23 protein-coding genes are annotated in these 26,386 nt (G+C 46.9%); 7 read left to right on the forward strand and 16 right to left on the reverse strand.

The window, feature by feature from the left end; genetic code table 11:
• Positions 1-68: 68 nt before the first annotated feature.
• Positions 69-815 (reverse strand): MBL fold metallo-hydrolase, encoded by a 747-nt coding sequence (locus AC58PV_RS05055; RefSeq protein WP_497431179.1) that lies wholly within the window; start codon positions 813-815, stop codon positions 69-71.
• Between the two features lie 128 nt (positions 816-943).
• Between AC58PV_RS05055 and AC58PV_RS05060 the strand changes: the two genes are divergently transcribed.
• Positions 944-1,375, forward strand: a complete 432-nt coding sequence (locus AC58PV_RS05060; protein ID WP_497431180.1) for an Lrp/AsnC family transcriptional regulator — start codon at positions 944-946, stop codon at positions 1,373-1,375.
• A gap of 54 nt (positions 1,376-1,429) precedes the next feature.
• Positions 1,430-2,413 carry a bile acid:sodium symporter family protein gene (locus AC58PV_RS05065; RefSeq protein ID WP_497431181.1) on the forward strand — a complete coding sequence of 328 codons (984 nt, stop codon included), beginning with the start codon at positions 1,430-1,432 and terminating at the stop codon, positions 2,411-2,413.
• Between the two features lie 49 nt (positions 2,414-2,462).
• Here the strand turns inward: AC58PV_RS05065 and AC58PV_RS05070 are convergent, their stop codons facing one another.
• Positions 2,463-3,101: an SdpI family protein gene (locus AC58PV_RS05070; protein WP_497431182.1), complete on the reverse strand. Its 639-nt coding sequence runs from the start codon at positions 3,099-3,101 to the stop codon at positions 2,463-2,465.
• Positions 3,098-3,376, reverse strand: coding sequence for an autorepressor SdpR family transcription factor (locus AC58PV_RS05075; RefSeq protein WP_497431183.1), 279 nt, complete (start codon positions 3,374-3,376; stop codon positions 3,098-3,100). The genes AC58PV_RS05070 and AC58PV_RS05075 overlap by 4 nt, the downstream gene beginning before the upstream one ends.
• Positions 3,377-3,544: 168 nt before the next feature.
• Between AC58PV_RS05075 and AC58PV_RS05080 the strand changes: the two genes are divergently transcribed.
• Positions 3,545-4,885, forward strand: a complete 1,341-nt coding sequence (locus AC58PV_RS05080) for an MFS transporter (RefSeq protein ID WP_497431184.1) — start codon at positions 3,545-3,547, stop codon at positions 4,883-4,885.
• Positions 4,886-5,194: 309 nt separating this feature from the next.
• Positions 5,195-7,195, forward strand: a complete 2,001-nt coding sequence (locus AC58PV_RS05085; RefSeq protein ID WP_497431185.1) for a hypothetical protein — start codon at positions 5,195-5,197, stop codon at positions 7,193-7,195.
• Between the two features lie 54 nt (positions 7,196-7,249).
• Here the strand turns inward: AC58PV_RS05085 and AC58PV_RS05090 are convergent, their stop codons facing one another.
• The 4 genes from AC58PV_RS05090 to AC58PV_RS05105 all read right to left on the reverse strand — a co-directional run bounded on the left by AC58PV_RS05090 (position 7,250) and on the right by AC58PV_RS05105 (position 10,908).
• Positions 7,250-7,792, reverse strand: coding sequence for a GNAT family N-acetyltransferase (locus tag AC58PV_RS05090; protein ID WP_497431186.1), 543 nt, complete (start codon positions 7,790-7,792; stop codon positions 7,250-7,252).
• 25 nt (positions 7,793-7,817) lie between these two features.
• Positions 7,818-8,906, reverse strand: coding sequence for a low temperature requirement protein A (locus AC58PV_RS05095; RefSeq protein WP_497431384.1), 1,089 nt, complete (start codon positions 8,904-8,906; stop codon positions 7,818-7,820).
• Positions 8,907-9,147: 241 nt separating this feature from the next.
• Positions 9,148-10,368 (reverse strand): ATP-binding protein, encoded by a 1,221-nt coding sequence (locus AC58PV_RS05100; RefSeq protein WP_497431187.1) that lies wholly within the window; start codon positions 10,366-10,368, stop codon positions 9,148-9,150.
• 114 nt (positions 10,369-10,482) lie between these two features.
• Positions 10,483-10,908, reverse strand: a complete 426-nt coding sequence (locus tag AC58PV_RS05105) for a GTP pyrophosphokinase (RefSeq protein ID WP_497431188.1) — start codon at positions 10,906-10,908, stop codon at positions 10,483-10,485.
• A gap of 85 nt (positions 10,909-10,993) precedes the next feature.
• On the opposite strand from AC58PV_RS05105, the gene AC58PV_RS05110 reads away from it, so the two are divergent.
• The 3 genes from AC58PV_RS05110 to AC58PV_RS05120 all read left to right on the forward strand — a co-directional run bounded on the left by AC58PV_RS05110 (position 10,994) and on the right by AC58PV_RS05120 (position 13,787).
• Positions 10,994-11,866: a pentapeptide repeat-containing protein gene (locus tag AC58PV_RS05110; protein ID WP_497431189.1), complete on the forward strand. Its 873-nt coding sequence runs from the start codon at positions 10,994-10,996 to the stop codon at positions 11,864-11,866.
• Between the two features lie 397 nt (positions 11,867-12,263).
• Positions 12,264-12,992: a hypothetical protein gene (locus tag AC58PV_RS05115; protein WP_497431190.1), complete on the forward strand. Its 729-nt coding sequence runs from the start codon at positions 12,264-12,266 to the stop codon at positions 12,990-12,992.
• 216 nt (positions 12,993-13,208) lie between these two features.
• Positions 13,209-13,787 carry a hypothetical protein gene (locus AC58PV_RS05120; RefSeq protein ID WP_497431191.1) on the forward strand — a complete coding sequence of 193 codons (579 nt, stop codon included), beginning with the start codon at positions 13,209-13,211 and terminating at the stop codon, positions 13,785-13,787.
• Positions 13,788-13,857: 70 nt separating this feature from the next.
• Here AC58PV_RS05120 and AC58PV_RS05125 read toward each other — a convergent pair whose 3' ends face one another.
• From AC58PV_RS05125 to AC58PV_RS05165, 9 genes are all read right to left on the reverse strand, one after another.
• On the reverse strand, positions 13,858-14,379 hold the full coding sequence (locus AC58PV_RS05125) for a YbjN domain-containing protein (RefSeq protein ID WP_497431192.1): 522 nt from the start codon (positions 14,377-14,379) through the stop codon (positions 13,858-13,860).
• A 14-nt stretch (positions 14,380-14,393) separates the two neighbouring features.
• Positions 14,394-16,424 (reverse strand): hypothetical protein, encoded by a 2,031-nt coding sequence (locus tag AC58PV_RS05130; protein WP_497431193.1) that lies wholly within the window; start codon positions 16,422-16,424, stop codon positions 14,394-14,396.
• Between the two features lie 43 nt (positions 16,425-16,467).
• A complete protein-coding gene (locus tag AC58PV_RS05135) occupies positions 16,468-17,562 on the reverse strand; it encodes an eCIS core domain-containing protein (RefSeq protein WP_497431194.1) in 1,095 nt (364 codons plus the stop codon).
• 129 nt (positions 17,563-17,691) lie between these two features.
• A complete protein-coding gene (locus tag AC58PV_RS05140) occupies positions 17,692-19,125 on the reverse strand; it encodes a PP2C family protein-serine/threonine phosphatase (RefSeq protein ID WP_497431195.1) in 1,434 nt (477 codons plus the stop codon).
• Between the two features lie 48 nt (positions 19,126-19,173).
• Positions 19,174-19,509, reverse strand: coding sequence for an STAS domain-containing protein (locus AC58PV_RS05145; protein ID WP_497431196.1), 336 nt, complete (start codon positions 19,507-19,509; stop codon positions 19,174-19,176).
• Positions 19,506-19,937, reverse strand: a complete 432-nt coding sequence (locus AC58PV_RS05150) for an ATP-binding protein (RefSeq protein WP_497431197.1) — start codon at positions 19,935-19,937, stop codon at positions 19,506-19,508. Before AC58PV_RS05150 ends, AC58PV_RS05145 begins: the two co-directional genes overlap by 4 nt.
• A gap of 17 nt (positions 19,938-19,954) precedes the next feature.
• Positions 19,955-23,014 carry an MFS transporter gene (locus AC58PV_RS05155; protein ID WP_497431198.1) on the reverse strand — a complete coding sequence of 1,020 codons (3,060 nt, stop codon included), beginning with the start codon at positions 23,012-23,014 and terminating at the stop codon, positions 19,955-19,957.
• Between the two features lie 30 nt (positions 23,015-23,044).
• Entirely contained in the window at positions 23,045-23,548 is a 504-nt protein-coding gene (locus AC58PV_RS05160; RefSeq protein ID WP_497431199.1) for a GNAT family N-acetyltransferase, read from the reverse strand.
• 54 nt (positions 23,549-23,602) lie between these two features.
• The gene (locus AC58PV_RS05165) at positions 23,603-26,371 is read right to left on the reverse strand and encodes an adenylate/guanylate cyclase domain-containing protein (protein WP_497431200.1); all 2,769 of its coding nucleotides are present in this window, start codon (positions 26,369-26,371) and stop codon (positions 23,603-23,605) included.
• Positions 26,372-26,386 lie beyond the last annotated feature (15 nt).

The following is a 26,386-nucleotide window of genomic DNA, read 5'->3' on the forward strand; positions in this document are numbered from 1 at the left end:
AGCAAGCATGCTCATCTTAGGATGGCATGCTTTTTATTTATGTGGTTAACCTTCTTTCCTTTCTGCTCTCAAACCCACTCCCCATCTTCTGGAATCACAACCTGCTCCAACAACCCTTCTACTGTCAATCTATCTCGCAAATCCGCACGCGTCACGTGGCAATGATTGATCGCATTCATGTGAACGGCAACGACTCGCGTGAAAGGTCCGTATCTGCATAGGCTTACCACATCGTTCGCATCCATCGTAATGGGATCGCCGACTTCGAACTGAGCGCCACCCGCATTGACAACGGTCCAAGCTGGTTGATGTTCTTCCAGCGCTTGCTGAACATCGTCGCACCATATCGTATCCCCCGCGAGGTACAATGCCGGCTCGTTCGCCGCTGTAAATACAAAGCCGGATACTTGCCCCATCAATTTCCCTATTTCACCAGTCCCATGCTGTCCACCCGTTCGGAACAAGGTTACTCCCCGTAGCTTATAAGACTCCTGGATCGCCGTTACGGACGTAAACCCCGCAGTAGTAAAGGCTTCTTCATCCCCTGGTTGGCACAGGATAGGTGTTGATTTAGGCAGCGCTTGCGCGGCCGCCCCGTCCCAATGATCCCCGTGCAGGTGGGTCACGATGATCACGTCAGGTTGACCAATTTCAGTTAACGGAAATGGCAGAGGCACGAGCGGGTTCCTTTTCGGATTGGCTGTATTCACGATCGGCGGGTTGGCGCCAGCGTCACTAAACATCGGATCGATTAAAACTTTAATTCCTGCGTATTCCAGCCAAATTGTAGCATGGCGAATTAATTGAAGATTCATTCTTCTAGCACCTCTTATCTTATAATTGTTGATCTGCTACAATTGTAAAATAGTTGACGTGCAACTCATACCATCTGATGAAAAGAAAAATCGAATTTCCATTTCATTCTGAAAGGAATTTATATAACGTGCTAAGCAACCCACCGATCGATGAGATCGATCTACGTATCTTGCACCATTTGCTGCAAGATGCCACTCAGTCGCACAAAGCCATTGGGCAGCACGTCCATTTAACGGGACAAGCTGTTGGTTCTCGCATTCGTAAATTACAGGATCTCGGGGTCATAACCGGCTATACCGTAAACTGGAATCCTGAGAAAATAGGGCAAGTCGTGCATGCCTTTATCGTTGTTTTCATGAAATCTAACACCGCTCATCAAGCGTTCCTCTCTTACATCGGGCATCAGGAGAGTGTCGTTGAGACGCACCGCGTAAGCGGCGAAGGGTGCTATTGGATGCGAGTTCGCGTCCGTACGCCCCTTGAATTGAATGCCTTCCTGGATGAGCTTCTCACATATGGCAATTACAAAGTCAGTCTTTCCATCGGTCAAGTGAAATAGCAGAATTAAATAGCAGACTACACTTCAAGCTGTCACGAAAGGATGTTCACCTAGATGCTGCCTCAGTTGAATCGCCAATTAGAAAAGATTTTGCCGCTCATCACACCTCTCAGTGTTCTTATCGGTGTTCTGCTCGGAAGTCACTTATCTGGGTTCACCTACTTGTCGCCATGGTTGTTTGCCTTCATGACGTTCTCGGGGAGCATCGCTTCCAGCTTCAGAGAATTCATCAAGGTCGTTGTTCAGCCGCTGCCACTTCTGACCACCTTATTCATTCTGCAAGTCGGGATGCCCCTCATCGCACTCGGACTCGGTCATGCTGTCTATGGTCACGAACCGCTGACAATTACGGGACTTATTCTAGCCGCAGCCATTCCTACGGGGATTACAAGCTTCGTGTGGGTAGCCATTTATCGCGGCAATATCGTACTAACGCTGTCGATCATCCTGATGGATACGATCCTCTCTCCTTTTGTCGTGCCATATACACTCTCTCTGCTGGTCGGCACCAAAGTGCAGCTGGATACGTTCGCGATGATGAAAGGCTTGTTCTTCATGATCGTCGTTCCTTCACTCATCGGGATGGGGCTCAATCAGTGGACGCGGGGTAAAATTAAGGAGCAATGGGGAGGCCGTTTAAGTCCTTTTTCTAAAATATGCATGGGTATCGTCGTAGCAATTAATAGCTCTGTCATCGCTCCATACCTCCGCGATTTCAATGCGAAGCTGCTCGGGTTGGCAGGTTTTGTACTTGTTGTGGCCTCACTGGGCTACATGATCGGTTGGCTTGTCGCTAGGTTGTTCCGATGGGAACAAGATGTCGTGGTTGCTCTTACTTTTAACAGTGGTATGCGTAATATTAGTGCGGGTGCAGTCCTTGCTGTAGCTTATTTCCCGCCACCTGTGGCTATTCCTGTCGTGCTCGGCATGTTGTTTCAACAGTCGCTTGCTTCTCTCTTCGGCTATCTGTTAAATCGAACGTATACGTTAAAAAGTGATTCGCCCAGTTTAAACGTTAATGGTGTTAAGCAAATGTGAAAAAAGACTGCTCAGCACTCGCTGAGCAATCTTTTTAATTTGGGCCTATTTATTTCGAAAGGCGACTAAACATCACATACGAATAGATAATCGGAATGAAGGAAGAGATGAGGATAGCGGCAATAAATATGCCGATGGCGACCGAGCTCGCTAAGAACGCTGCAATGAAAGCGACAATGCCTCCCACCATCATCAGCGGTCCGCCTAACCGATGCGTCTTTCTCCATATTTCTTCATTTGCGAGTGTCCAAGGTGTCCGAATACCGAACGTATAGTTAGGCTTCACTTGCGTCAAAAAGTTCCCCATCACAGCAAACAACACGCCCAGCAGAATCATCGTGATTTTCTTAAAGTCCAGGCTGTACCCTAGATTAAAGAAAATGATTGCCCAGCCGACAATGGCCAAGAGAATGGTTACGCCGAATCGCGTTACCTCAAATGCCGCTGGAAATTTCTCGAAATTGGCTTTCTTCGGATCGATCGCTCTCATAGCCCGCATCAACAGCGGCAGCAGACCCAGCAGAACCAGCATGAGCAGCGACATTTCTTTGCTCATCGTTCCGTTCACTTCATTATTCACGCCGAAATGGCTCGCCATCGTATCCGGAAGACGATTATAAAAGATAAAGCCCCCTATCGCTGGTGAAAGGCTAATTACAAGCAACACAATCTCTTTCCATTTTTTCATGACGATTCCCCCTCATCTTTTTTGTTAAGTATGTTAAACATCCATCCGATGACGTCTTCAACCACTGTCGTGTGCAAGGTATATAGGATATGTTGACCATGGCGTTCATCCATGACGAGTCCTGCTTGTTTGAGCAGGTTCAAATGATGCGATATGCTCGGCTTACTAATCTTGAAATGATCAGCAATATCTCCAGCATTCATACTCTTTTCTCGCAGCAGTTGTAGAATTTCACGACGAGTCGGATCCGCTAGCGCTTTAAATGCCTCATTCAAATGGAAGCTCCTCCTTATTTAGATATTTGTCTAAATGTATAATCAAATATTACCTCCATTTTCCCCGCCTGTCAACTGTCATGTGCCTCATCTATTTTGGCTATTGGCCCATGTAGGTTTATAATAAAGTTCATATGTTACTTCACGCATCAGACAGGATGGATTCGCATGAACGATAAAATTGTAATGCCCGTGTGGACAATCGGCTTATTCATTGTGGTTATGAATACGACAATGTTCAACGTCTCGATTCCTAGTATTATTCAAGATCTTAGCATCACGGCAGATCTCGGATCTTGGGTTATTTCCAGCTATTCCATTGGCTACGCCTTATCTACGGTTATCTACAGTAGACTCTCGGATGTAGTCCATATACGTAAACTCCTCACCATAGGTCTGATGATACTTGGACTTTCCTCGGTGTTTGGACTGTTCGCCAGGGAGTTCCATACGCTATTAGCGGCACGAATTCTTCAATCTGCAGGCGCAGGCGTGATGGCAGGACTTGGCTTGGTTCTCGCCAGCCGCTACATCCCCATTGAGCGAAGAGGATCGGCGATTGCGATGATTTCTGCTGGAAGCGCGATGGCCTTCGGCCTCGGCCCGATCGTTGGCGGCATCATCAGCGAATATTGGGGTTGGAATGGATTGTTCGCCATTACCTGCCTAGTGTTAGTCATTCTTCCCATTCTTTTGCGTTTGCTTCCCAAAGAAGAGCCTGTTTCGTTCCGCTTTGACATGCTAGGAGCGCTGCTAACCGTAGCGAATGCCGCATCTTTACTGCTCGCAGTTACGCAGATTTCTGGTGTGTGGCTGGCGATTAGCGGCATCTCCTTTGGTGTACACGCGTGGCACTTGCGTCGATCCAGTGACACGTTCATTAATCCGTTATTATTGGTGAATCCGGCCTTTCGGAAGCTTGTGGTCATCGGATTCTGCATCCTAGTCCTGAACCTTGGCAATCTATTTCTAATGCCACTTGTTCTTGCCAAGGTGTTCCACCAATCTGCCATGACCATCGGCTTAACGATTGCGCCAGGAGCTATTCTATCTGCGTTCCTAACCCGCTTCGTCGGCCGCTGGATTGATCGGTTCGGCAATCTGCGATTTCTGCTTCTTGGCCACGGGTTGTTAATTCTGGTCATGATTCTATTCGCAACGTTGCTTGGCGCTTCCCCTCACGTCGTCATGATCGGCTACCTTTGTTTCTCGCCGGCCTTCTCCGCGACAATGGCATCGTTAAATAACGAGACATCACGGATGCTGCCGAAGCCATTAATTGGCTCTGGCATGGGGCTCATGCAGCTGATCCAGTTTTTTGGAGGATCTATTTCGGTCGCCATATGCGGCATTCTACTTGAAGTTCAGCGGAATACCTCGCTCCTACAGTCGTACAAGCATGTTTATGGTTTGTTGATCGTCGTTGGACTTTGCTCTTTCGGCATGCTGCTGTGGTATCGGCTATCGGAGATACGGATGAGTGCGGAGGGTGGCTCAGCCGCTAACTAGCTGGGGCTCGATGCGTACTAGGAGGAATTATCTGGAAAAAGTACATCTATTTATACGTAATTCCTTCGAAAAGTTGTTTTAACTGTAAATTAAGTAGTTAAATCCCCTACTTTTGCGCCGTATTAGACAAAAAAATCATTATTACATGTAGTTTTTCCATCTAAACTCTCTGACCCGTTGAATATAGGCATCTTCATTCCATTTTGGGAGTAATGGTGCCTTTTTGAGCGCATCTGCACAACTTATTATCCATTTTATAGTAAAACATACTAGGTGATTGAAATAATCGAAATAAGGAAGTGACAGACGATGTGGAAAAAGATGATAGCACTAGGTATTGTAGCTATTGGTTTACAAAGTAGTCTTGGAGCTCCTACAGGAAACGCTTATGAATATGAAGATACACCAACGGAAGTCGCAGATGGGATCCATATCCCCAAACAGCTAACCTTACTCGAGGATATCCCCTACTATGCCATACCGAATGCTTTGCTGAATAAAGCGGAGGGGGCACTCGCTCCCCAGACCGTTGAGGTCATTGAAGCTGAGATTCACTGGTCAGGGGGATGGAATTGGTGGAAAATTCATACCGACATGGGAGATCGATGGATTAAAACCGCTCCATGGCAATTTGATGCCCCGCCCCCAACAACAATCAATTTGATGAGCGAGACGCCTCTTTATGCGAAGCCGTCGGAAAATAGTCAACGTACAGCAGCTCTTTCCCCACAAGAGGTCAACGTCGTTGACGCGGAAAAAGGCTGGTTCCGGAATAGCTCGGGTACAGGCGAAGTTTATAATCCGAAGAAGTGGCTCAAAATCCACACAACCTGGTTAGGGGATCAATGGATTCATTTGAATCTAGACCAGATCGGTACCCTCCATCCAGCAGATCAAATGAGCTATTATGCAAATACCTACTATAACCTTAAGCCTCAATCAGATTATCTGACGTATCGAACAGATGGGACACTATCGAAACAATTTGCCCATGTAACTGGTAAATTCCGTTCATTGCTCGGAACTTATTATCAGCTTGACACAGATGGTGGCGTGAAATGGGCACTAGGTGCCGGACAACCGATTGTAGCCGACACGACAATCATTCGGCGAACACAACCAAGTGCGATATATACGTATCCTTCCTCCCAGTACGAAGATGAGCCCAAGTTGATTCTTACAGGAGACTTACCTGCCTTTGAGAAAACGTACAACGAGTACATCACGAACTATGGCTATGACGGCGATTGGTATCACGTTCGCACCGCGCAGGGTGAGGGTTGGTTTAATCCTAAGTTTGCTGAACCAGAAGATGCTGTCGCGGAGACCGCAACGATACAGCTTAACTCTCCTGTCACGACGCTTTTTCGATATCCGAATACAGGAATCATACTCAACCATGGACAGATCGGCCCACAAACGCTTCATCCCCTTGCTGCATGGACCGACCCGAATGGCGTCCGTTGGTTCCAAATTAATTCATTCGTCGGTAAAGCTTGGATCCAACTTTCAACCTATATGGATAAGGTGACTCTGAAGGATCGCGAATCGGATATGGTTATCCAGAGTGATACTTCCTACCAAGGTGCTTTCTATCAAAACGAGGCAGGTGCCTATACTTTCGGCAATGAATCTATCGGATACGATAATAAGCAAGGTGAACCGTTCCTAGATACTGCGTTTCTGGCACGCATCTATCACTTCGATCTAACTGGGCCAGATGTCGCGGGCTGGTGGACGTTAAAGAACGAATCCCGCTATGCTTTTCAAATAAAAGCAGGTGAGCCGCAAGTTAGAACTCTCTGGGACGGTAAATTAGCTAAACAGTTGAAGCTCGCGTCTTCACCGGATTCCCCTAATGATCAAGGCTCGCCCTATCTGAGTCTTACTGATATAAGGACATTGTTTGGGGCAACCACGAGCGTCACCATGGGCTACGATAATAACAAAGTTGTCACACTAAGTTCTCAGTTGTATAAAATTGGACATCTTTCACAACTACCTTCTCAAACTGTTGATCATCAACTTCATCTATCAGGGCTTGTCTATGAAAATAGGTACCTGGAGTACAATAGCATCAAACCAACTTTGCAAATTAAGATTAAGAACCGAGATATGGACGAAACCCCAGCAGCTGAATCAGGCGCTGCGATGAAATTCCTTTATGACTTGAGCTATAACAATGGACTCTATGATCTGTCATTGGACCATCCACTTCAGCCAGGCATGAATCATGTAACGATTAGTTTCCAAGTCGCTGAGCGAATAATTTTACAGCAGGATTGGGATGTCATGAATACAGCGAAATAGCCGGATGTATAAGAAAGCAGGTTGCCGAGGCAACCTGCTTTTTCATACCAACAACTAACCTTGCCTCCACTCACGCTTCAGCATGCCATACACAATAAGGTCGATGTAATGATCATACAGCCATGCGGCATCCCGAATCTGACCTTCTCTTGTAAACCCTAACTTCTCTGGAATGGCTCGGCTCTTGAAGTTGGTATCTCCGCATCTAATTTCAACTCGGTTCAGGCCCAATTCGTTAAACGAATAATCTACTAGCCACTGACAAGCCCGTGTCATGATACCGTGACCTTGGAATCCTTCTCCTAACCAGTAGCCTAGACTAGCACTGTGATTAGCCCAACTAATCGGGTGAAATCCAACGCAGCCTGCAAACTGATCTTTGAACCAAATGCCAGCAGTGATACCATGATTGGATGCCTCTTGATTTTGACAGTGCTGGATAAAACCTCTTGAATGATCGCTATGCTGCGTCGCATCCACCCAAGGCAACCATTCTCTCAAGTAATTTCGACAGCTGTCGGTGAGAGCAAATAGCGCCTCGGCATCCTTGGGTTCAAGCGTTTTAAGTGTAAGATCAGCATCCAGTTCAATGCGCATCTCTACTTCCCCTCCAGATATGTTCTTAAGTCGTTCCCTTCGCATATACGGCAAAAAATAACATCATTTCTCCGATAATTACGTAATTCGGCATTTGGAATATCAAATCCAGGCCAAGAAAGACAACCAGTAATCCTAGAAATACGGCTAGATGCCCTACCTTTAATCGTTGATGTGGATGTCTGTATTTGTGAAAGACAAGAGATGTTGAGAAAAAGTACAGAAGCACAGAACCGAAAATAAAACTTAACATAAACCCATAGTTTAGCTGTTCCAAGAATAACAACTGGATGGAAGCAGCCATCATGCACAGGGATAAATAGATAAATAAATGGCCATAGATGATCGTCTGCCCTGCCGTCTCAAGGTCTTTGTTCACTTTCTTCTCGACGTTCTCGAAATATTGCCACCACATCGCAATGATGAGTAGAAAGGTCATTGAAGCAAATAGGACGGATCGCCATGTCCAGTCACTCGACTGCAAGACGGTCAATATGCTAATGACCGATTCTCCGAGTAGAATCAGCGTAAATAACGAGAACCGCTCTAATAAATGATGTGTATTGATCGGGCTTCTTACCAAGTATTTCCTCCCCAATAAGGGAAGCACAATATCCACCATAATACCCGCATACAACACCGCGTAGCGAATCCATGAGTCGAAAAAGAGGGAAAGTGCCGAAATCGCCAACCCGATCCAAAAACGGCTGCCTAGATAACGGGCAGTGTTCCGTCGATGATCTTCTTCTTTTTTGTGTACAGCCAAATATTGAATCGCCGTCATCGCTCGCAAACCTAGGTAGCCAATGAGAAAAGGAACGAAATGCTTATCAAAATCGACCGATAGGCTCGCCGTCATAATTAATACGAAAAATAATTGCAGAATGAGGAACACGCGGTGCGAGGTACTGTCCCTTCCAAATCGATTGACAAATAGGGATTGCCCCACCCAGGCCCACCAAATCGGGACAAAAATTAGAACGAATTTGCTTAAGTACTCCAGCGGAATCGTACCGTGATGCACATGTACCAAGACATGACTTGCTTTGGAAACCGCTGCAACAAAGAGCAGGTCGTAGAATAGCTCAAGCCAGGTCACTTTTTTCTCAACCATAGCTTTGATGTGATGCAGCCCTGTTGCGGGATTGTTCATGGTAAGGCTCCTTTACTCGTTATCATTGCAGGTCGGAATGCAGCCATTATCTGTCCGACAAACATGCTGTATCCATGTATTCGAGATCAAACCTGTAGAATCCTGTAGAATCCGTCGTCAGACCGCCTATGGAAAAAAGCCGCCCCCTTTGAGGACGCAGCTTCATCTCACAGTTTATACCACCTCATCACCACATTATACCTCACAGCGCAGCCATCAACCATTGTCGTTCTTCGGCCCCTACGGCGTGGATCAGGTGAGCAAGCACTTTCTTCTGTTCGGGATTTAATCGCGCAAATACTTTGGGCTCCGCATGGCACAACGCACGAATCGCAGCTTCGAGCTCCTCCCGGCGGTTTGCCGCCTCAGGATCACCTGTGAACGTCGGAAATGCCTTCGCTTCCGCAAATTCCTTGATGACAGCATCGGATAATTTCCGCAGATACGGCTTCCTTTTCTCACTAATGAATGTACCCAGCTCATCCAACAGATATTGAAAAGCATCACTTTTGCGGCTCGCTCCGAATGTAAACGACTGCTGCCCACTCAACTCCTCATGACTCCAATCAAATTGATCAAATAACTTACTCTGAATATAGACACTATGGTAAAAGGAATCCCCTTTATTGTTAAACGTAGTGGGCTGCTTATGCTGCTCATTCAACTTCGAATCTATGAAATACAGTTTCGAATACTCATGATTCATACGATCTTCCCAACGAATATACGTAATTCGAAATTTCGTCTGCGACATCGGATGCACAGATAGGAAGGTTTCCTTTTCAGCGATCAAGCTAGCGTAGTTCAACGGTTCACCATCAATACGAATTGTGTAGGGCTTGTCCGCATGCAGTTCTAAGAACCACCCGAACTCTCTGCTCAAAAATGCTAGAAAATCCTCAATCACGAACTCCTTGATGATATGATTAAATGTGACGGTCGTCCCTCTCTCCTTGTCAGTTAGTTCCGACTTGGTCACGTGATAGGCATCCAATTGTTTGGCTTGAATATGAATCTTGTACGTATTCTTGAGCAGGAGACCATCCTCGTACGTGGTTTGCCAGATCGCTTCCGAAGCAAAATGATGGAACGTTAAGCGTCCTATTCCATTTTTACCATGCATCGCCGAAGTTGTTCTCCCCCGTTTATCTGGATCCACAGCTTTCTCCGATTCATAGAATGGCGTAAACTTCCCCTCTAAATCTTTGAGCTTAATCCCATAACCGTTGTCTGCAATTTCGATTTGATCCACGCCGTCTAGTATGTTTTTATGAAGAGTTATATCTACCGCCGTAGCCTCAGCGTCGAAACCGTTCCAAATGTATTCGGCAATAGCTTGCAAATAATCAAACTTACGGAGCGCTTTTTCGATACCTTTTGAGGATATTCTGATGTTGTTCATGGCGATCAACCCTTTCTTCATATGGTCTGCTCGTACTCATACGTTTATCATATTGTATATAGCTCATTTCGTATGTCGATTGGTGTCCCTCTTCTCCAAGTCTTTTTCGACAAAAAAAGCCGACATCCTAAGATGTCAGCTTCCATATTTTAATTCGGCTATCGCTTTTTTGTACTTATCAATTCGTTCATAGTCTTGACGGGTAGGATGTTCAATTCGACTAAGATCACAATTATCTTCTAAATCTAAGAGCTTCACAACCGAAGCTAATGGATTTACTTTGATTCTCTTAATAAAACCTTCATACGGCTCATCTGCCCTTCTCGTAAGGCAATCTAGCGCTTCAAGGATTGGTAGACTGAAACCTTCTTTCTTCAAATCAAATAGGGTAACATTCGAATCTTCCACAACATCATGTAAGACAGCTACAATAGATTCTTCTGTGGATTTAGCCCTGCTAGCTAAACGAATGGGGTGTAAAATGTAGGGGCTGCCCCCTTTGTCTACCTGACCATCATGGGCCTTCGATGCGATTAAAATAGCTTTCGTTAATGTGCTCATGGGTGTCACCCTCTCACCTTACTCGTACATTTGCTCTCCTCATTGTATAATGTAAAAAGGATAACGAACAAGGAGAATCTCATTTATGCTGGAAAATGAAAAATTTTCAGAAATCACAACGGCGGATACCCGCCTACATATGCAAGGAGACTGCGAGAACTGCTTTGGTTTATGTTGTGTTGCACTGCCTTACGCGGCTTCAACGGATTTCGCTAATGATAAAGCTGCTGGACAGCCCTGCACGAACCTGCAAGCCGACTTCCGTTGCGGTGTGCATACCCAGCTTCGCCAGATTGGTTTCCGCGGATGCACCGTGTATGACTGCTTCGGTGCGGGACAGAAGGTTTCGCAGAGCACCTTCGGTGGCCAGGACTGGCGCCAAGCGCCTGAAACCGCGAAGCAGATGTATGAAGTATTTCCGCTGATGCGCCAGCTTCATGAGCTGCTCTGGTATTTGACAGAAGCCTTGACCTTGCAGGCAGCTAGTCCCGTCCACGAGGATGTTCGTGCTGCGCTGACAGAAACCGAACGGCTCACGAACCTCACGCCAGAGGATTTATGTGGTGTGAACATTAACGAGCATCGAGCCGCTGTGAATGTTCTGCTGCTTCGTGCTAGCGAGCTTGTACGCGAAGCAGGTCTGCGTGAGTTGGCTATCCCCAAAGGCCGCCGTAAGGCCTACGGCAGAGGGGCGGACCTCATCGGCGCCAAGTTGAAAGGCGCTGATCTAAGGGCCAGCAATCTGCGTGGTGCCTATCTCATAGCAGCTGATTTAAGAGGTGCCAATCTGCGAAAAGCTGACCTGATCGGAGCCGATTTCAGAGACACCGACTTGAGCGGGGCAGATTTGAGCGACAGTTTGTTCCTTACTCAGTTTCAAGTGAACGCCGCCAAAGGGGACATGCACACGAAGCTGCCGTCACACTTAGCACGTCCTGCGCACTTCAGTCGCGAGTAGCCTTCTGGCGGTCTATTGGAACCCCCAAGAACGTCGGAATATTCGACGTTCTTGGGGGGTTATTTGGTTTGGTGCCTCTACGTCCAATTAGTTCGATTTATCCGAATTAAATCGCGAACTTCTTGCGAAAAGGTACAAATAGTCCGATTTTACCGAACTATTTACGTATTTTTCTTGTGGGAGAGTTGTTTCGAGCCATTTAGTTCGGTTTTTTCGGACTAATTGAGATTTATAGAAGCAGACTGTGGATTTAGTTCGGCGATTTCGGACTATTCGGAAGACTAATCTATAATCACTAATTTTAAGCTATCTTTCAGCATTTATTCGCTATTCTTTCATATTAACAGCGTACAATGGCAACGTGGACAAACCCAAAATAGGAGTGATACATACACGTATGAAAATGAAAAAACTAGCAGGCATATGCATCTTGATCCCCATTCTTCTCGCAGGATGCGGGAATCAATCTGACACTCAAAGCGCTGCGGCTAGCACCTCACAGCCTGTACAGCAAACGGAGAATGCGGCAGGTAATGGCCAACAGAATAACCAACAAAATCGCCCTGCGATGGATCCTGCACAAAGGCAACTCTTCAGCACGTTTCAAATGCTAACCATGATGGACAAATCAGATGGTTTGACCATTACGAAGGAACAAGCGCAAGCTATGCTTCCTGTCGCTCAAGAAATCGTCACGAAGAATGAACTCAGCGACGACAATAAAACGAAACTACTAGCAAATCTGACAGATGCCCAGAAGACTTTCCTAACGGATGCTGAAACTCGCATGGGTAATCGTGGTAACGGCGGCTTCGGTGGTCCAAACGGACAAGGCAATGGTGGGCAAAATGGCCAGGGAGCAGGCAATCGTACCGGTGGTTCTAACAATGGGGCTGCATCTCCTGCGCCAGATGCTTCTGCTACGCCTAAAGCGAATACCACAGACGGAGCAGGCCAACAAGCTGGCGGCCAAAGACCGAATGGTGCTGGTCGTGGCGGTAATACAGGAGATGGTGGCCAAAATGGTGGCGGCGGCTTCGGTGGCGGCAATCGACCTGCAGGCGGCGGTCAAATGGGAGATGTGGGCAAGCAGTTCGTCGAGTTGCTGCAAAACAAGGTGAAATAAGTCGAAATATTTCCTAGGAAATGATAAAGCCCTGAGTCCGGTTGGACTTAGGGCTTTCCTCACTTAGCATATACGCTCGTAATACCTCTACCTGCGCTCGTGATAATTGGGTTCTCATACATTTTAATATCTCTATCATCTATCAACCCATGCAATTCTATCCATCAAACATAGAATAGTTTGGTAAGCATTATTATCCTGATAGGAGATGGCGAGATGAATAAAAAACAACGTATCGCAGGAAAACCGAGTAGAATTGTTCGACTTCCGAGAAGCGCAGGTATCCCGAAAACGAAAGCTATGCTGTTATACCATACTCAACTGAAGAAGCACAGCAAAACAGGAGCAGGCCGCTTGTTTCCGAACCAAACAACCATCTCAATTGGTACAGATAACTCTTGGTTCAATGCTCAAGTTATTCCGAGTGACCCCGGATGGATACCAGTTGCCAACGCCAACTATGTTTGGTATTCTGGCAACCTTAGCAGTGAGAATGCGGTCATTTCGACACGTTTCACGCTATCGCAACGAAGATCTATTCTGAGCGCTTCTCTTTTCTTATCCGTTGATAACTACGCAGTTGTCATCATCAACGGCGTACCCTTGGTCTATGACGCGCCACAGAACACGCCTTCTTTCTTCAACCCTGGACGCAGCTTCAATGTAAGGCGATTTCTACGACGCGGCCGTAATGATATCGTCATCATCGCCTTCAACTTTGGCGGACCCCGCAGTGTAGGCAATCCCGCAGGCGTGGCAGCAAGACTGGATATTCGACTCAGCTCACTTCTGTAAGTCCATGTCCACATAGAGAAGACCCCCAAACCACAAATTATTGGTTTGGAGGTCTTTATCTAGTCCATAGCTATGCTCTTAATGCCTGAATAACCTGCTCTGCCTTGGCTTCACCGCTAGCAGCCTGCTCGATGTGCTCACCGAACATATCACACATATAGACGAATAACGTGAGGATTTCTAACACTTCATCACTTTCGAACGTGCGTGAAGCCGATAGGCTATACACATAACGATAGTGGATCTCGCCTTCTTCATTCACCCCAAAGTGACCGATTGGCAAGCGTGTATTTATTTCGAGCAAGAGCGCGGCTACCTCTTCACGGGAACCTGCTTGCAGATGAAATGGCATTGTGCTGTAAATTTGAAGAAGTTGAATCGCAACGATTTCCTCGTCGTTTAATGGCAAAAAGCTAAAATGAAGGAAACGATCTCTTCCTTGACTATCCTCTTGAAATCCTGCCATCAGTACATGCAGCGGGATCGCTTCGGATTTCTCTAGCAAATTCGTAGCTAGCTCTGCCCCATCCAGAATTTCTTTCAATTGCCCTAATTGCGCCAGATGGCGCGCATGTGCAAGCTCAGTCAACATATCGCTTCAATCTCCTATTCTCTCTTGCCCATTGCTTCAACAATGGCGCCTTTAAGTTTAGCTGGATCATTTTCAAACTGATACAAAGCTTTAATGCTGATACCAGCAGCTTCTACAAAGGTTTCTACGTGTTTGTAACGTGCAACGACAGCTGTATCGTTTTCGTCATATAATGGAAGCTTCGAGAACATATCAAAAATAAGATCCGTATCATGCGCACGCTTTTCCAACTTCTTCTCGGTTGATTTATCCGCATTGAAGACTGCCTTAGTAATTCCCCAAGCGCCTGCTTTCGATGCGCGATCACGCCCAGCTTGCTTCAAGGATCTGGCAATTGGCATAGCAGCGCCGATACCTGAAGCAACGATTTTCAGCGGCGTACCTACTTGAGCACCTACCCCAGTGAGTGTCGCAATATCCGCAGCAATCTTCGTAAGTTCAAGCCCAATTTGAATAGCGCCTCGGTCCGTCCGCTTCACGTTAATTTTTTTCATTTCTTTCGCTAACTCATATTGAGCGATTTCATCGAGTTGCTGATTAGCTGCTGCTACTTTAGCTGGATCACCTGTCGCAATATCATTGTTCAATTGAAGTTTCTTCGCAGCTAGCTTCGCTGCGTCTACTCCTGCATTTCGTGTATACCAGCGTTTTTCTTTGAGAATATCAGCATACTCTGCTTTGCCTTTAAAATCACGTTTCACCGCCGTCATGGCTCTGCGATTTAAGCCTGCCTTGATTACGTCAATTGTTTTAATGGCGATTTTCACACCGCTTACGGCAATGCTAACACCCGGTATAACAGCAGTCAAACTAGCCGTACTCGTCTCCATGATTTCCATGATGCCTTTCGCCACTTTGACACCAGATTGGGCAGCTTGGACTGCGTTACTAATGATCTCGAGAACGCCTTTTGATTTCTCGCCTTTGTCGAGGCCGCCATTTTCGGAGTGCTTACTGTACATATCGTAAATGGCTTTGACAGCCATAATGGTATTTTTCACTGCGGAGATCGCTTCGGCTACGGTACCCGTATAATCGCTGGCAGTGGAAGAATTGCCAATCCCTTTGGTATGCCCTGTTGATTTGGCAGCCTTATCCACTAAACCAGTTCCACCGCTCACCATTTTACCGGTTGATTCGATCATTGACGTTCCTGTGCCTGCATACTGCCAACGTTTGTTATGACCCGTTCGGTTCGTATCTCCTGAGACAGAGAGCGTCTCTCGAATCGCGCTCATGATTTGGAAAGGCCCGCTCACAAGATCTGCAGTCGATGCTACTGCACCCATCGTAGCCGACTGTTGAGCCATTCCTGCATCCTTCGTTTTATCGTAGGATTCTTTAAAATCATCGGAACGTTTACCGAAGCTGTCGGAGAAAGTTCCGCCAACGCCTGAAATCATGTCTGCATTATCCTTGGTATCGTCACCTGTCGGATGCAATGTAGAAGCAGAAGGCACAATTGGGGTAACCACTGTTGGTGTAGGTGTTTGGGTAGTCCCCGTTGTCGGTGTTGGGGTCTGGGTAGTCCCTGTTGGCGCAACCACCGTTGTTGGTGTTGGTGTCTGGGTTGTCCCCGTTGGTGCAACCACCGTTGTTGGCGTTGGAGTCTGAGTCGTTCCCGTTGGTGCAACCACCGTTGTTGGCGTTGGGGTCTGGGTCGTTCCCGTTGGCGCAACTACCGTTGTTGGCGTTGGGGTCTGGGTCGTTGTCTGCGGTTGCGGCGCCACTGTAGTCGGTTTAGTAGTAGGTGCCATAGGCCTTGGCGGAATGGCTGTACCTGACCTGCGGCGATGGAAGGCCACTGTCGGCGCCACAGTGGGCGCCGGCACTTGTGTTTGCGGAGCAGGATTACGCTGAATAACCTGATTCGCGTAAGCTTGTGTTGCGCGATTGCCAACCGTACGCTGCATCTGCATAAAGATGTTTGTCCCCATAGGAGACATTTGTGAGGTACTCGTACTTGTTGGAGCCGATAGTGTTTGCTGCGTTTGCTGATGCGAGGGGCTCACTGGTTTGGTCTGGACTTGTTTTCCTTGCGGCATCTCTACCAAGCTCCTTCATGATATAAATTCTTGCTTATTCGCTTTACTTACCGCCTCGCTGTTGCACAACATGCGTTAATTCATGACCAAGCAGTTCTTGCCCCTCGCGTGAATCTGGATTGTATCGGCCTTCCCTGAAGAACACATCATTTCCCGTAGCAAATGCTTCTGCGCCTAAAGATCTATTAATCTTTGTTGATTCTGAATCCGTATGTATATTTACGCTGCTGAAATCCGTTTTGAACGCTGATTCCATCTTCGCTTGAATGCTTGCATCCATCTTACTCCCGCTGCCTTGTTTCGCCTTAATCTGCGACTCAATTCCTTCACCAGCTTCAAAGCCGCCTTCGGACGACGACTTCATCTGCAGCTCCTCATCCTCCGATTCCCCGCCTTCTGAGCGCTGAATCGACTCGGTCGATGACTTCATCTGCAGCTCTTCGTCTTCCGACTCGCCGCCTTCTGAGCGCTGAATCGACTCGGTTGATGGCTTCATCTGCAGCTCCTCATCCTCTGACTCTCCACCTTCTGAGCGCTGGATCGACTCGGTCGATGGCTTCATCTGCAGTTCCTCATCCTCCGACTCTCCGCCCTCTGAGCGCTGAATCGACTCGGTTGATGGCTTCATCTGCAGCTCCTCATCCTCCGACTCCCCGCCCTCTGAGCGCTGAATCGACTCGGTCGATGGCTTCATCTGCAGCTCTTCGTCTTCCGACTCGCCGCCTTCTGAGCGCTGAATCGACTCGGTTGATGGCTTCATCTGCAGCTCCTCATCCTCCGACTCCCCGCCCTCTGAGCGCTGAATCGACTCGGTCGATGGCTTCATCTGCAGTTCCTCATCCTCTGACTCTCCGCCTTCTGAGCGCTGTACATCTGGTTTTGATCCGCCACCACTCTCTGCAGCAGCAATATGGTCCGCCGCTTGTTTCCCCATTTGATCCGCTTCTTGTTCATAGGCATCTCCAGCTGGACCAACGGTCATTTTGGTCTGGATGTTCAACATATTGCCCACAGCACGATTGCCAATAGCTCGTTGGATGTTCATCAGATCGGATGATGCAGGTGTATTTGTTTTCGTACTTTTGTGATTTGTATGCAAAGAAGAATCTGGTTGCCGGTTAATATGGGATTTTTGCATGGCATAACCCTCCTAGCGAACTTTTGATGGAAACCTTCATTCAACCCTGATTTGCACGTCTACATGTCCGTCCCTCCGTGCAAGAAGTCTATTCATTAACTATATCACAACGCTATGCAGCGGAGTTTACTATGGAATTAAATTGCGATCTATAATTAGTACTGCAATATCATCGGATTGCACGGCCCCGTCTGCGAACCGATCCACATCTTGCACCATTTGACTCAGCAATTGCTCAGGCTTACTTGACTTCTCTCGTTCCAATACATCCTTAAGGCGGACAAAGCCATACTGGTTCTGGATGTGATCCTCCGCCTCTGTAATACCATCCGTATACAGAATAATGCGATCTCCTGGCGCTAACATAGTCTCGTTATCCATATATAACATATCGTCTATAACACCGAGCGGAAGACCCTTTTTCCCTTTCAAAAGCTCAGCCTCACCATTCGCCCTTACAATGTATGGTGGGCAATGACCGCCATCGCTATATCGCAGCTGACCGGTAGCTACGTTTAATACACCGCAAAAAATTGTCGCAAACATGGTAGAATCATCCTTATACAGCTCTTGATTGACAGCCGTAAGCAACTCCCCTGGTGTCAACTCCACAGACATCTTTCCTTTGAGCAGCGTCATCGTTACCGCCATGAAGAGAGCCGCTGGAATTCCTTTGTCCGAGACATCGCCAAGCACGAAAAACAATCGATTCTCGTCGATACGGAAATAATCGTAGAAATCTCCGCCTACTTCACGCGCGGGTCGAATCGTTGCCTGCGCCTCCGCTTGAACACGAATAAGCATCTCACCGCCAAGGTCTCCGATTTCACCATCCGCAGAACGACTTTGCATACTTAATATCTTACGAGGTAGAAATCCCATCTGAATATCCGTTGCGATACGCAGTTCACTCTCCATGCGTTCTTTCGCTGCTGTCGTAACTTTCAAGGCATGTACCGACTTCTCAAGCGCATCATACAGCATGGCATTTTCTAGTGAGGCTGCTGTTGGGGAAGCAATCGATTCCAACAACTGCAAGTCACGTTCCGTGAACGGTGTATCGCCTCGTTTGTTTAGCACCTGCAGCACACCAATGATTTTCCCCTTGCTGACAAGTGGAACGCAGAGCATGTTGCGAGTAGGATAATCGACACGCTTCGCAACCTTGGACGACCAGCGTTCATCACGCGCAGCATCGTCGATCTTGACCGACTTCCCTGTCTGTGCGACCCAGCCTGCGATACCTTCGCCGATCTTGAGGCGAATTTCGCGTACCTCGTCACCTTTGGCGCCAAGAGCTAGATCGAAAAACAGTTCCCCCTTCTCCTCATCGACCAAAATAACGGACGAAGCTTCCGCGTTCATAATGCGGGAAGAGGTTTCCATGATTTTGACTAACAAATCCTGTTTGCGAATCGTTGAGTTCACTTCCAAGCTTACATCAAAAAGCTGCATCGTCCGCTCAAGCTCTAGCTCGGCGACTTGATGCTTTCGCTGTGCACGCTGCCACTGGATGACAGCCATTAGACACAGGATAACAAGCACGCCTATGACGATCTCCATCCAGCTCAGCTCCTTTGTGTTGTCTCATGTCTTACTTACACATACGAATTAATTAATAGCATTAACTGCTTCATTTTCCGTGTCGTACAGCTTGAAAATACTGCTAAAACCCGACATATCAAAAACTTCCTTCACTTGCTCATTCATATGAGCTAGCGCAAGCTTGCCCTGAATGACCTTAACCATCTTGGCAGCGGACAGTAAGCTTCTTAGTCCTGCACTGCTGACATAATCCAGTCCTTGCAGATTAAACACGAACTTGCCTTTGCCTTGCTCCACCAACTTAGCGAACGCCGATTCCAAGCTTGCTGATGTATTCCCATCCAATCTGCCTTGTAAGCTTACTACCACAATGTCACCTTGCACCTGCTCAGTAATTATCATGAAACACCCTCCTCTTGAATCCGATTTTTTCTCATTAGAAGCACATTCTCCTCATTCGAACGTTCGTACCGAAGTTCGTCCATGACTTGTCGAACAAAGTGGATACCGAGACCCCCGATCCCGCGTTCCTCGATGCTCTGGTCGGTGCGGGGACTCGGTTTAAGAAGTGGGTTAAAAGGAATTCCCTGATCACTCAAACAAAGTTCCCAACCATCGAGGGTTTGCTCAACATCAAGGCGAATCGTATGCATCCCTTTTTGATCAGATGGGTAGCCGTATAGAATAATGTTTGTTATGAGCTCATCGCAAACCAAATTGATTTGAAACAAAGCTTTATCATCCATGCTGAATGGCCCTGATAAGCCTTGGATAAAGGCTGCTAGACGCGCTAGCTCCTGTAAATCGTTGCGCAATACGATGGACTCCATACCCAAGACGATCACTCCTACGACATTTTCAACAGCATGTTCTCCAGCAATCGTACTCTTGCACTTGATGCATGAAGCATCCCGATTCCAATCTCCGGATACAACCTCACTAAGCGCGACAAGCTCTCTCCTTGCATGGTAAGAACTCGTACCTCATCAAAAATAACCTGTGCGGTAACAGATGACGGAGAGCCATCTAACGCAGTCGTTTCACCAACCGCTTGCTTAGGTCCCAGAACGCCAATCGTCGACGTCTCTCCAACACCTGTCTCATTGCTTAGTTCAACATGCCCCTCAATTATGAGATACATGGCTGCGTTTGATTCTCCCCGCCGCAACAAGTATGTTAAATCCTCGTGGACTTCTTCGGTCGCAATACCTGCAATTAAGCCTAACTCATCGACAGACAAGTCCGCGAATAAGCTGACTTGCTTCAAGAAAATCACTTTATCTAACATGGTTAAAAATTTACGTTCTTCTTTCATATGGGCACGCTCCAATGCGCTTAGTGCGTAGATGGAAATATCCTTGAGCCAGCTATCCGACCATGTTGTTGCCTCTTGAAGCAGCACCAGCGGCTGTAATTCCTCCATAACCTCAGTCATGCGTTGTTGCTTCAACTGATCTAATAACGCATAGGCTAATTTACGATCTCCGAGCCCTTCCGCAAGAACCTCTAAGCCGTTCTCACGAAGTTCGATGTTCTCGTCTGAAATAGCTTCACGCAGCGTCATGATGATCCGCTCGTCAACGAGCTTAGCCATGACTGCCCAGGCTCCGTCAATGAGTGCTTCATGCAACTCGCCGCATCGTTCTTTCGCCAATTCAGCTAGACCTGTTAGGCCAAGCTTCTCAAGCGCAGCAGGCAATGCACGTTCTTGGGTGGATGCCTGCAGCCGCTGGGCACATAGCTCAACGAGCAAGGAATGCAGTCTGCCTTCATCCAATAGCTCAGCGAGTGTAGTTACAACCGCGTTCCAAATGAATGGATTCGGATGGTGACTATACTCCAGTAAGGTCGGCAGTGCTTTATCTCCCATATCCACAAACGCTTGCAGTATGGCTTTACGCAACTCCTGATCCGCCATAGACACCATTCCCAGCATCATGGGGATGCTTTCCACATGCTGAAGCTTACCGATGCAATGCGCAGCTGCCACCTTAACAGCAGGACGCTCTTCATCAAGTAAAGTAACAACCCATGCAGCGTACGTATGCAGCTTCAAATCAGCTACGGTATGGCACCCATAGACGGCCCATTCGCCGCCAGTATCTAGCATTTTGATAATCGCTTCGTCGCAAGCCGCGAAGCTTTCTTCACTTTCTAGCGCATACAGCGCTTTGACACCTTCATGCACGACCTTCGGGTGCGTATCCAATAGCTTCACACGGATAAAGAAATGGGACTGACTTTTCAAATGCGTTGCCTTGGAAATCAACTTCACGCACTCCGCACGAACCTCTGGATCCTCATCCTCCAAGAATGAGGCGACCTGCACGAGATCTTGAATCGTGGCACCTTGCAAGTTCATCGCACGTAATACGGCAATGCGAATCCGCGAGCTCTCTTCCCCAATCATTTGGATCAAATGCGGCAAGAATGCGGAATCCTTCGCTTTTCCGATAATTTCTAGCGCTAGTTCTCGCACATAATCATTCGGATGCTTCAGATAGGCGAGAATAGCCGATAAGGCTTTGGAGCTGCGAATGCCCCCGATAAAAGAGCCCGCAATTTCGGATAAATCCCCGTGTAGAGATTGAACGCTTTTGACCAATTCACGAATGTATAAATTCCGGCCGAACCACGCTACGACGACTAGAACTCCGGCAATTCCCACACCTATCCACGCCAGGGGCGACAATTGTAGAAGACCAAACGAGTATAGCATCGAGACTAGCGAGCCAATGAGAATACCGCCAGAAGCTGCAACCCCTTGCGCGAAATAACGATAGCCATCCCTTTTGGAGATTGGCATCATTTTGAAGAAGAGCTGATAACACGGCTCTGCAATGTAGTACAGCAAAATATAAAACACCGCATATGACCCCGAAACCATGACCAATCCGAGCGAATGGTTCATGAATAACGCTGTGAAGCCAAAACCGCCAAGGAAGATGACCGTGATGCCCAACAGCATATTACTGGCACCTAACCAGTTCATTAAGCGAGTGGACACCGTTTGTATCAATAAACAGAAGGTAAATTGAATCGCTGTGATTAAGCCATAAAACGAAGTCAAATCTCCTTCATTAGAGAACTTATATTCAGCAGCCGTAAAATATTGATACTCCATCATAAAATAAACGGCCGGCATCAATGTCATCAGGGCAACCGCACACAGCAGGAAGGGACTGCGCAGCATCTGTTTTGCATAGTAGCCGGAAGTTGGCTGCTTCTCTTCCTCTGAGGGGGAGACGGACTGAACCCTATCCAGTCTCTTATCTTCCTTCAAGGTGAGCGGAACTAAATATCGCAGGAGTGCTCTTCGGAAGAAAACGAAACCGAACACCATGAGAATCGGTGCGAGTGCATACACGGCTTCCGTGCCAAGCAGTTTGCCTAATTGATGCGCCAGCAAACCTGCGGTAATACCACCCGTCGTTGTAGCAGCAATGAAAACGGGCATAAGTCGCTTCGCCTGTTGGGTCGGACACAAGTCAAACGCTGTGCTCCACAGGAGCAAGGTTAGCTGCCTTACAACAAAGTTAGAAGAGAGAAAAAGAATCGGATAATAGTAGCGATAGTCGATGCTGCCTAGCTTAAATCCTAGGAGCACAACACCATTCAGGAAGAGAAGTCCCATCATAATAAGGTAGAGCGTCGTCATCATCTTAGCTTTCGGCAATCGATTCGCCAATTTGGCTAGGAGCCAGCCTTCGAGCGGCATGATAGCAGCTTCAACCATATAAATATAGGGCAAGTATTGCACACCGAAGCGCTGATTAAAAAGTGCCATGAACGCCGTGTAATTCAAGGATTCCGCAATACCGCTAAAGTAAAAGATCGGCAGCATCATCCAAAGCTTACGACTGTCTTCTGTGCGCAGCCCCATCCACCCTTTTAAGGTTCCTTGCATATCATCAGGTCCAATCTATTAGTCTATCTGTCAAGGGGACAGTGGTTTATAAAATGCTAGTCTAGCTTCACCTTCATAGTAATAATTTGGATAGGTACCAATGCGTTCAAAGCCATTGGCATGGAACATTTTTTGAATAGGAAGATACTCCTGCAAATCGCACGTGTAGGTCAAAATGTAACGTCCACCAGCTGAACGGGCAAATGTTTCTAACGTTTGAAATAAAATCTTGGCAAATCCATGTCGGCGATACTCACGGTGAACAGCCAAGTAATCCCAGAGAAATCCACCAGATTGATGCTCATTCTCTTTGCAGCTCGTCACGGCGATAATCTCACCCGACTCGTTCTCAATATACCAATGCCGGTGATTGCGCTGAGACAAGCTAAGCAGTGGTGCATGACGGAAATGATCTAACTCACCCGGTGTATGACGTTGGTCATCGAAAGAAAGGGGTGAAAGATAGAAATCTGTAATCCGTAATGCATCTTTCTCATTGGTTAACTCATGCACAGTCCAGTTACTTACTTCCATCTCACAATCTCCTTAACGTTTTCGTTAGAAAACTAACTTCGTATGCTTGTTGTCTTAAGATACGGAAAGTGTACCATTCCATTCACCGGTTGTGCCTTTTTGGAAGTACTCATCACACATATAGAAATATAATTGCGCGGCTTTATCTTGGCGATTCTGTTTAATAACCATCAAGAACGCTTCGCGTGCATCATAGAACCGTCCCACCTGATAGTAAGTGACCGCCTGCTCGAACAGGACTTTCGTCTTCTCTTTCAGAGCACGAATCGTATCTGCATCACCTTGATACACATCGAACAAGTGAAGAGGTTCCTTCACGCCGTCCACTTGGATCAAACCAAGATCGCGATAGAGGAAATCTTTGGGTCTTTGCAAAGTCTCAACCACGGAATCCGTGATCAGAATGGATGATCCTAGCGGCTCTGTCATCTTCTCCAGCATCGTTGCTAAGTTCACTCCGTCAGAGATCACATTTCCTTCTAATCGCTGCTCCTCCCCGATGATTCCCAGGCGAAGAGGGCCTTTATGTAGACCGATTCCGAAATCAAGCGGCGAGTAACCTACACTCAATCTATGCGAGTTATAGATATCTAGCTCCTTCCGCATCTCCACACAAGCGAACAACGCTTTATCTGTCTGATTCGGGAATAAGGCCATGAAGCCTGCGCCCAAATACTTATTCATTAGTCCTTCATGCTTGCGCACATACGGACCGAATCGTTTGAGGAACGAATTGACGAAGTTGAAATTTTCTTCTGGTGTCAGCCTTTTGGATATTTGGTAGAAACCGCGAATGTTAAAAATCAGAATAGACATGTGCTGTTCCACTTGATCCCCAAGCTCGACATCCAGAATGCTCTCTTTGTTCAGGAAACGCAGAAACTGTTGTGGTACGAAGCGATAATACGCTTGACTGAAATTCTCCACCTTCGTGATATAGTCCCGAATACGCGCAGCCATGATATTAACACTGTCGCCAAGGTCTGACACTTCATCCCGTGTATTGATTTTCACTTCGGTATCCCAATTCCCTTTGGCAATTTCGCCTACGCTGTTGCGAAGCTTCCGAATCGAAGAGAGAAGAACATATGTCATCAGTACTAGCACAAGCAGTAAGCCTACAGAGATAAAGGCAATATTGCGAATAATGGAGTTTAAGACCGATTGGCGGTGCTTGAGCAAGCCATCTAGATTTTTACTCGTTTCGAAAACACCGACAATTTTACCCGCTGAATTAAAAATAGGTGCAATTGCATAGCGCCATTCTCCTGAGAAATCCTCCCATTGACCTGTTGCTGGTTTGCCTTCCAATACTACCTGTTGGTTCTCAGGCGTTTGTTGGAATGGATTAAACATATGCATGCCATCATCGTCTTCCAGAATCCGATAGATGACGCCATCTTCATATTTATAGACAGCCTTGTAAAAGCCTTGATTATCATCAGATGCATTATTCTCGAAGACAGATTGAATCTTCTTGCGGAATGTTTGATACGTCGTACCTCTGTAATCCAATGGAGATGTGAGGCTTTCCAATTTGTCGCCATCCACAAGGTTTTGCCCGTTTTTGGCCAATAAAATCAGCTCGCTAAACGTCTCTTCTTCCATTTTCTTAGAGAAACTATTGTAAATGACCGTTGAGAGAAGAATCATAGCGACAGTAACGACCGGTATAAGAATGAAAACTTGTTTCATCATGAGCGGCAAGCGCCTCTTGAATAGGTGAACAAACACAATTCTAATCGCGTACAGCACCAGTAAAATGAAAACTACGGCAAGTGCCCATACGAAAATTGCATGATTTTGATCAGATCGACTAAATTTCGCTTCAATTAAGGAAGGCGTAATCGTACCATCGGGAAGTCGGCGATTAATTTGAGCGGACTCGACGATAATCAGGCTGCCATCGGGACCAATACTGCTCGTAGTCGCGTCAAAAGCCAGCTCCACACCGCTCGCTTTGGCCTTCTCGTCGTTAACAAGCCCCTCTAATAGATAAGGTTGTTTCGGATCCAGTCTTGTAATCATATGCGAGTTAAAATCTATGAAAATTAACCGTCCCTCATGGTCCAAGTGGAAGCTCTCTGGGAAATTGCGTCGTGTGCGATCGATGCCAGGCAGCGGATAGACTAGCTCAGACCGCCCATCACTCCAAACACGATAAATTTCACCGCTTCGCGTGGAATAATAAATTTCACCTGGCTTAAATCCGTCTGCTTCCGAAACGTATTTGTTCTCTGGAAGGGTAATCGTATATTTGAGCGTAGGATCAGCAGTTGTACTGTTGCCAACTGGTGTTTCGTATAAGGATAACTTCTTCACTTCATCATTGAAAAAGTACACCATACCCTCATGCACTTGCACATTGCGCAAGGAGCCGAGCCGGTATCTCTTAAACTGAGCGTCACCATATTCCTGCGTGAAAAGACTGCGATCAAATTCACCACTCGGCTTATACCGAACAATTTGTTCCGATTTGACAGCAATTCCATAGGGATCTAGTAATGTACGAATCGTATACAGATAGCCCTGATCATCGACCGCCATATCGTTAAAGCGATAGACTTCACCATTCTTCCCCGTTTCACTCGTAATGGAGAATTGAAGAATACCTTGGGCATCCAGTTTATGTATTGTTTTCTTGGCATTATCAATGACGAATAAGTTATTCTGCGAGTCTGAGATGGCCTTCGATAATCCGTCGAAAGGCATGCTCTTCTTCCATGGCCACAGCTGGATGCTTTCTTGGTGTGTGCTCAGGTAAGTACCTGCAGCACCCAGTAGCAGCAAGACGAGCAGCAATGCCGCAATCGATTTCTTCATCGCTTGTATCTCCTC

This window comes from Paenibacillus sp. J22FR83, assembly GCF_059691955.1.

Coding starts and splice junctions, on each gene's coding strand:
- AC58PV_RS05055 (WP_497431179.1), bottom strand. CDS start 815: ATGAATCTTCAATTAATTCGCCATGCTACAATTTGGCTGGAATACGCA.
- AC58PV_RS05065 (WP_497431181.1), top strand. CDS start 1,430: ATGCTGCCTCAGTTGAATCGCCAATTAGAAAAGATTTTGCCGCTCATC.
- AC58PV_RS05070 (WP_497431182.1), bottom strand. CDS start 3,101: ATGAAAAAATGGAAAGAGATTGTGTTGCTTGTAATTAGCCTTTCACCA.
- AC58PV_RS05080 (WP_497431184.1), top strand. CDS start 3,545: ATGAACGATAAAATTGTAATGCCCGTGTGGACAATCGGCTTATTCATT.
- AC58PV_RS05085 (WP_497431185.1), top strand. CDS start 5,195: ATGTGGAAAAAGATGATAGCACTAGGTATTGTAGCTATTGGTTTACAA.
- AC58PV_RS05090 (WP_497431186.1), bottom strand. CDS start 7,792: ATGCGCATTGAACTGGATGCTGATCTTACACTTAAAACGCTTGAACCC.
- AC58PV_RS05095 (WP_497431384.1), bottom strand. CDS start 8,906: ATGGTTGAGAAAAAAGTGACCTGGCTTGAGCTATTCTACGACCTGCTC.
- AC58PV_RS05100 (WP_497431187.1), bottom strand. CDS start 10,368: ATGAAGAAAGGGTTGATCGCCATGAACAACATCAGAATATCCTCAAAA.
- AC58PV_RS05105 (WP_497431188.1), bottom strand. CDS start 10,908: ATGAGCACATTAACGAAAGCTATTTTAATCGCATCGAAGGCCCATGAT.
- AC58PV_RS05110 (WP_497431189.1), top strand. CDS start 10,994: ATGCTGGAAAATGAAAAATTTTCAGAAATCACAACGGCGGATACCCGC.
- AC58PV_RS05115 (WP_497431190.1), top strand. CDS start 12,264: ATGAAAATGAAAAAACTAGCAGGCATATGCATCTTGATCCCCATTCTT.
- AC58PV_RS05120 (WP_497431191.1), top strand. CDS start 13,209: ATGAATAAAAAACAACGTATCGCAGGAAAACCGAGTAGAATTGTTCGA.
- AC58PV_RS05125 (WP_497431192.1), bottom strand. CDS start 14,379: ATGTTGACTGAGCTTGCACATGCGCGCCATCTGGCGCAATTAGGGCAA.
- AC58PV_RS05130 (WP_497431193.1), bottom strand. CDS start 16,424: ATGCCGCAAGGAAAACAAGTCCAGACCAAACCAGTGAGCCCCTCGCAT.
- AC58PV_RS05135 (WP_497431194.1), bottom strand. CDS start 17,562: ATGCAAAAATCCCATATTAACCGGCAACCAGATTCTTCTTTGCATACA.
- AC58PV_RS05140 (WP_497431195.1), bottom strand. CDS start 19,125: ATGGAGATCGTCATAGGCGTGCTTGTTATCCTGTGTCTAATGGCTGTC.
- AC58PV_RS05145 (WP_497431196.1), bottom strand. CDS start 19,509: ATGATAATTACTGAGCAGGTGCAAGGTGACATTGTGGTAGTAAGCTTA.
- AC58PV_RS05150 (WP_497431197.1), bottom strand. CDS start 19,937: ATGGAGTCCATCGTATTGCGCAACGATTTACAGGAGCTAGCGCGTCTA.
- AC58PV_RS05155 (WP_497431198.1), bottom strand. CDS start 23,014: ATGCAAGGAACCTTAAAAGGGTGGATGGGGCTGCGCACAGAAGACAGT.
- AC58PV_RS05160 (WP_497431199.1), bottom strand. CDS start 23,548: ATGGAAGTAAGTAACTGGACTGTGCATGAGTTAACCAATGAGAAAGAT.
- AC58PV_RS05165 (WP_497431200.1), bottom strand. CDS start 26,371: ATGAAGAAATCGATTGCGGCATTGCTGCTCGTCTTGCTGCTACTGGGT.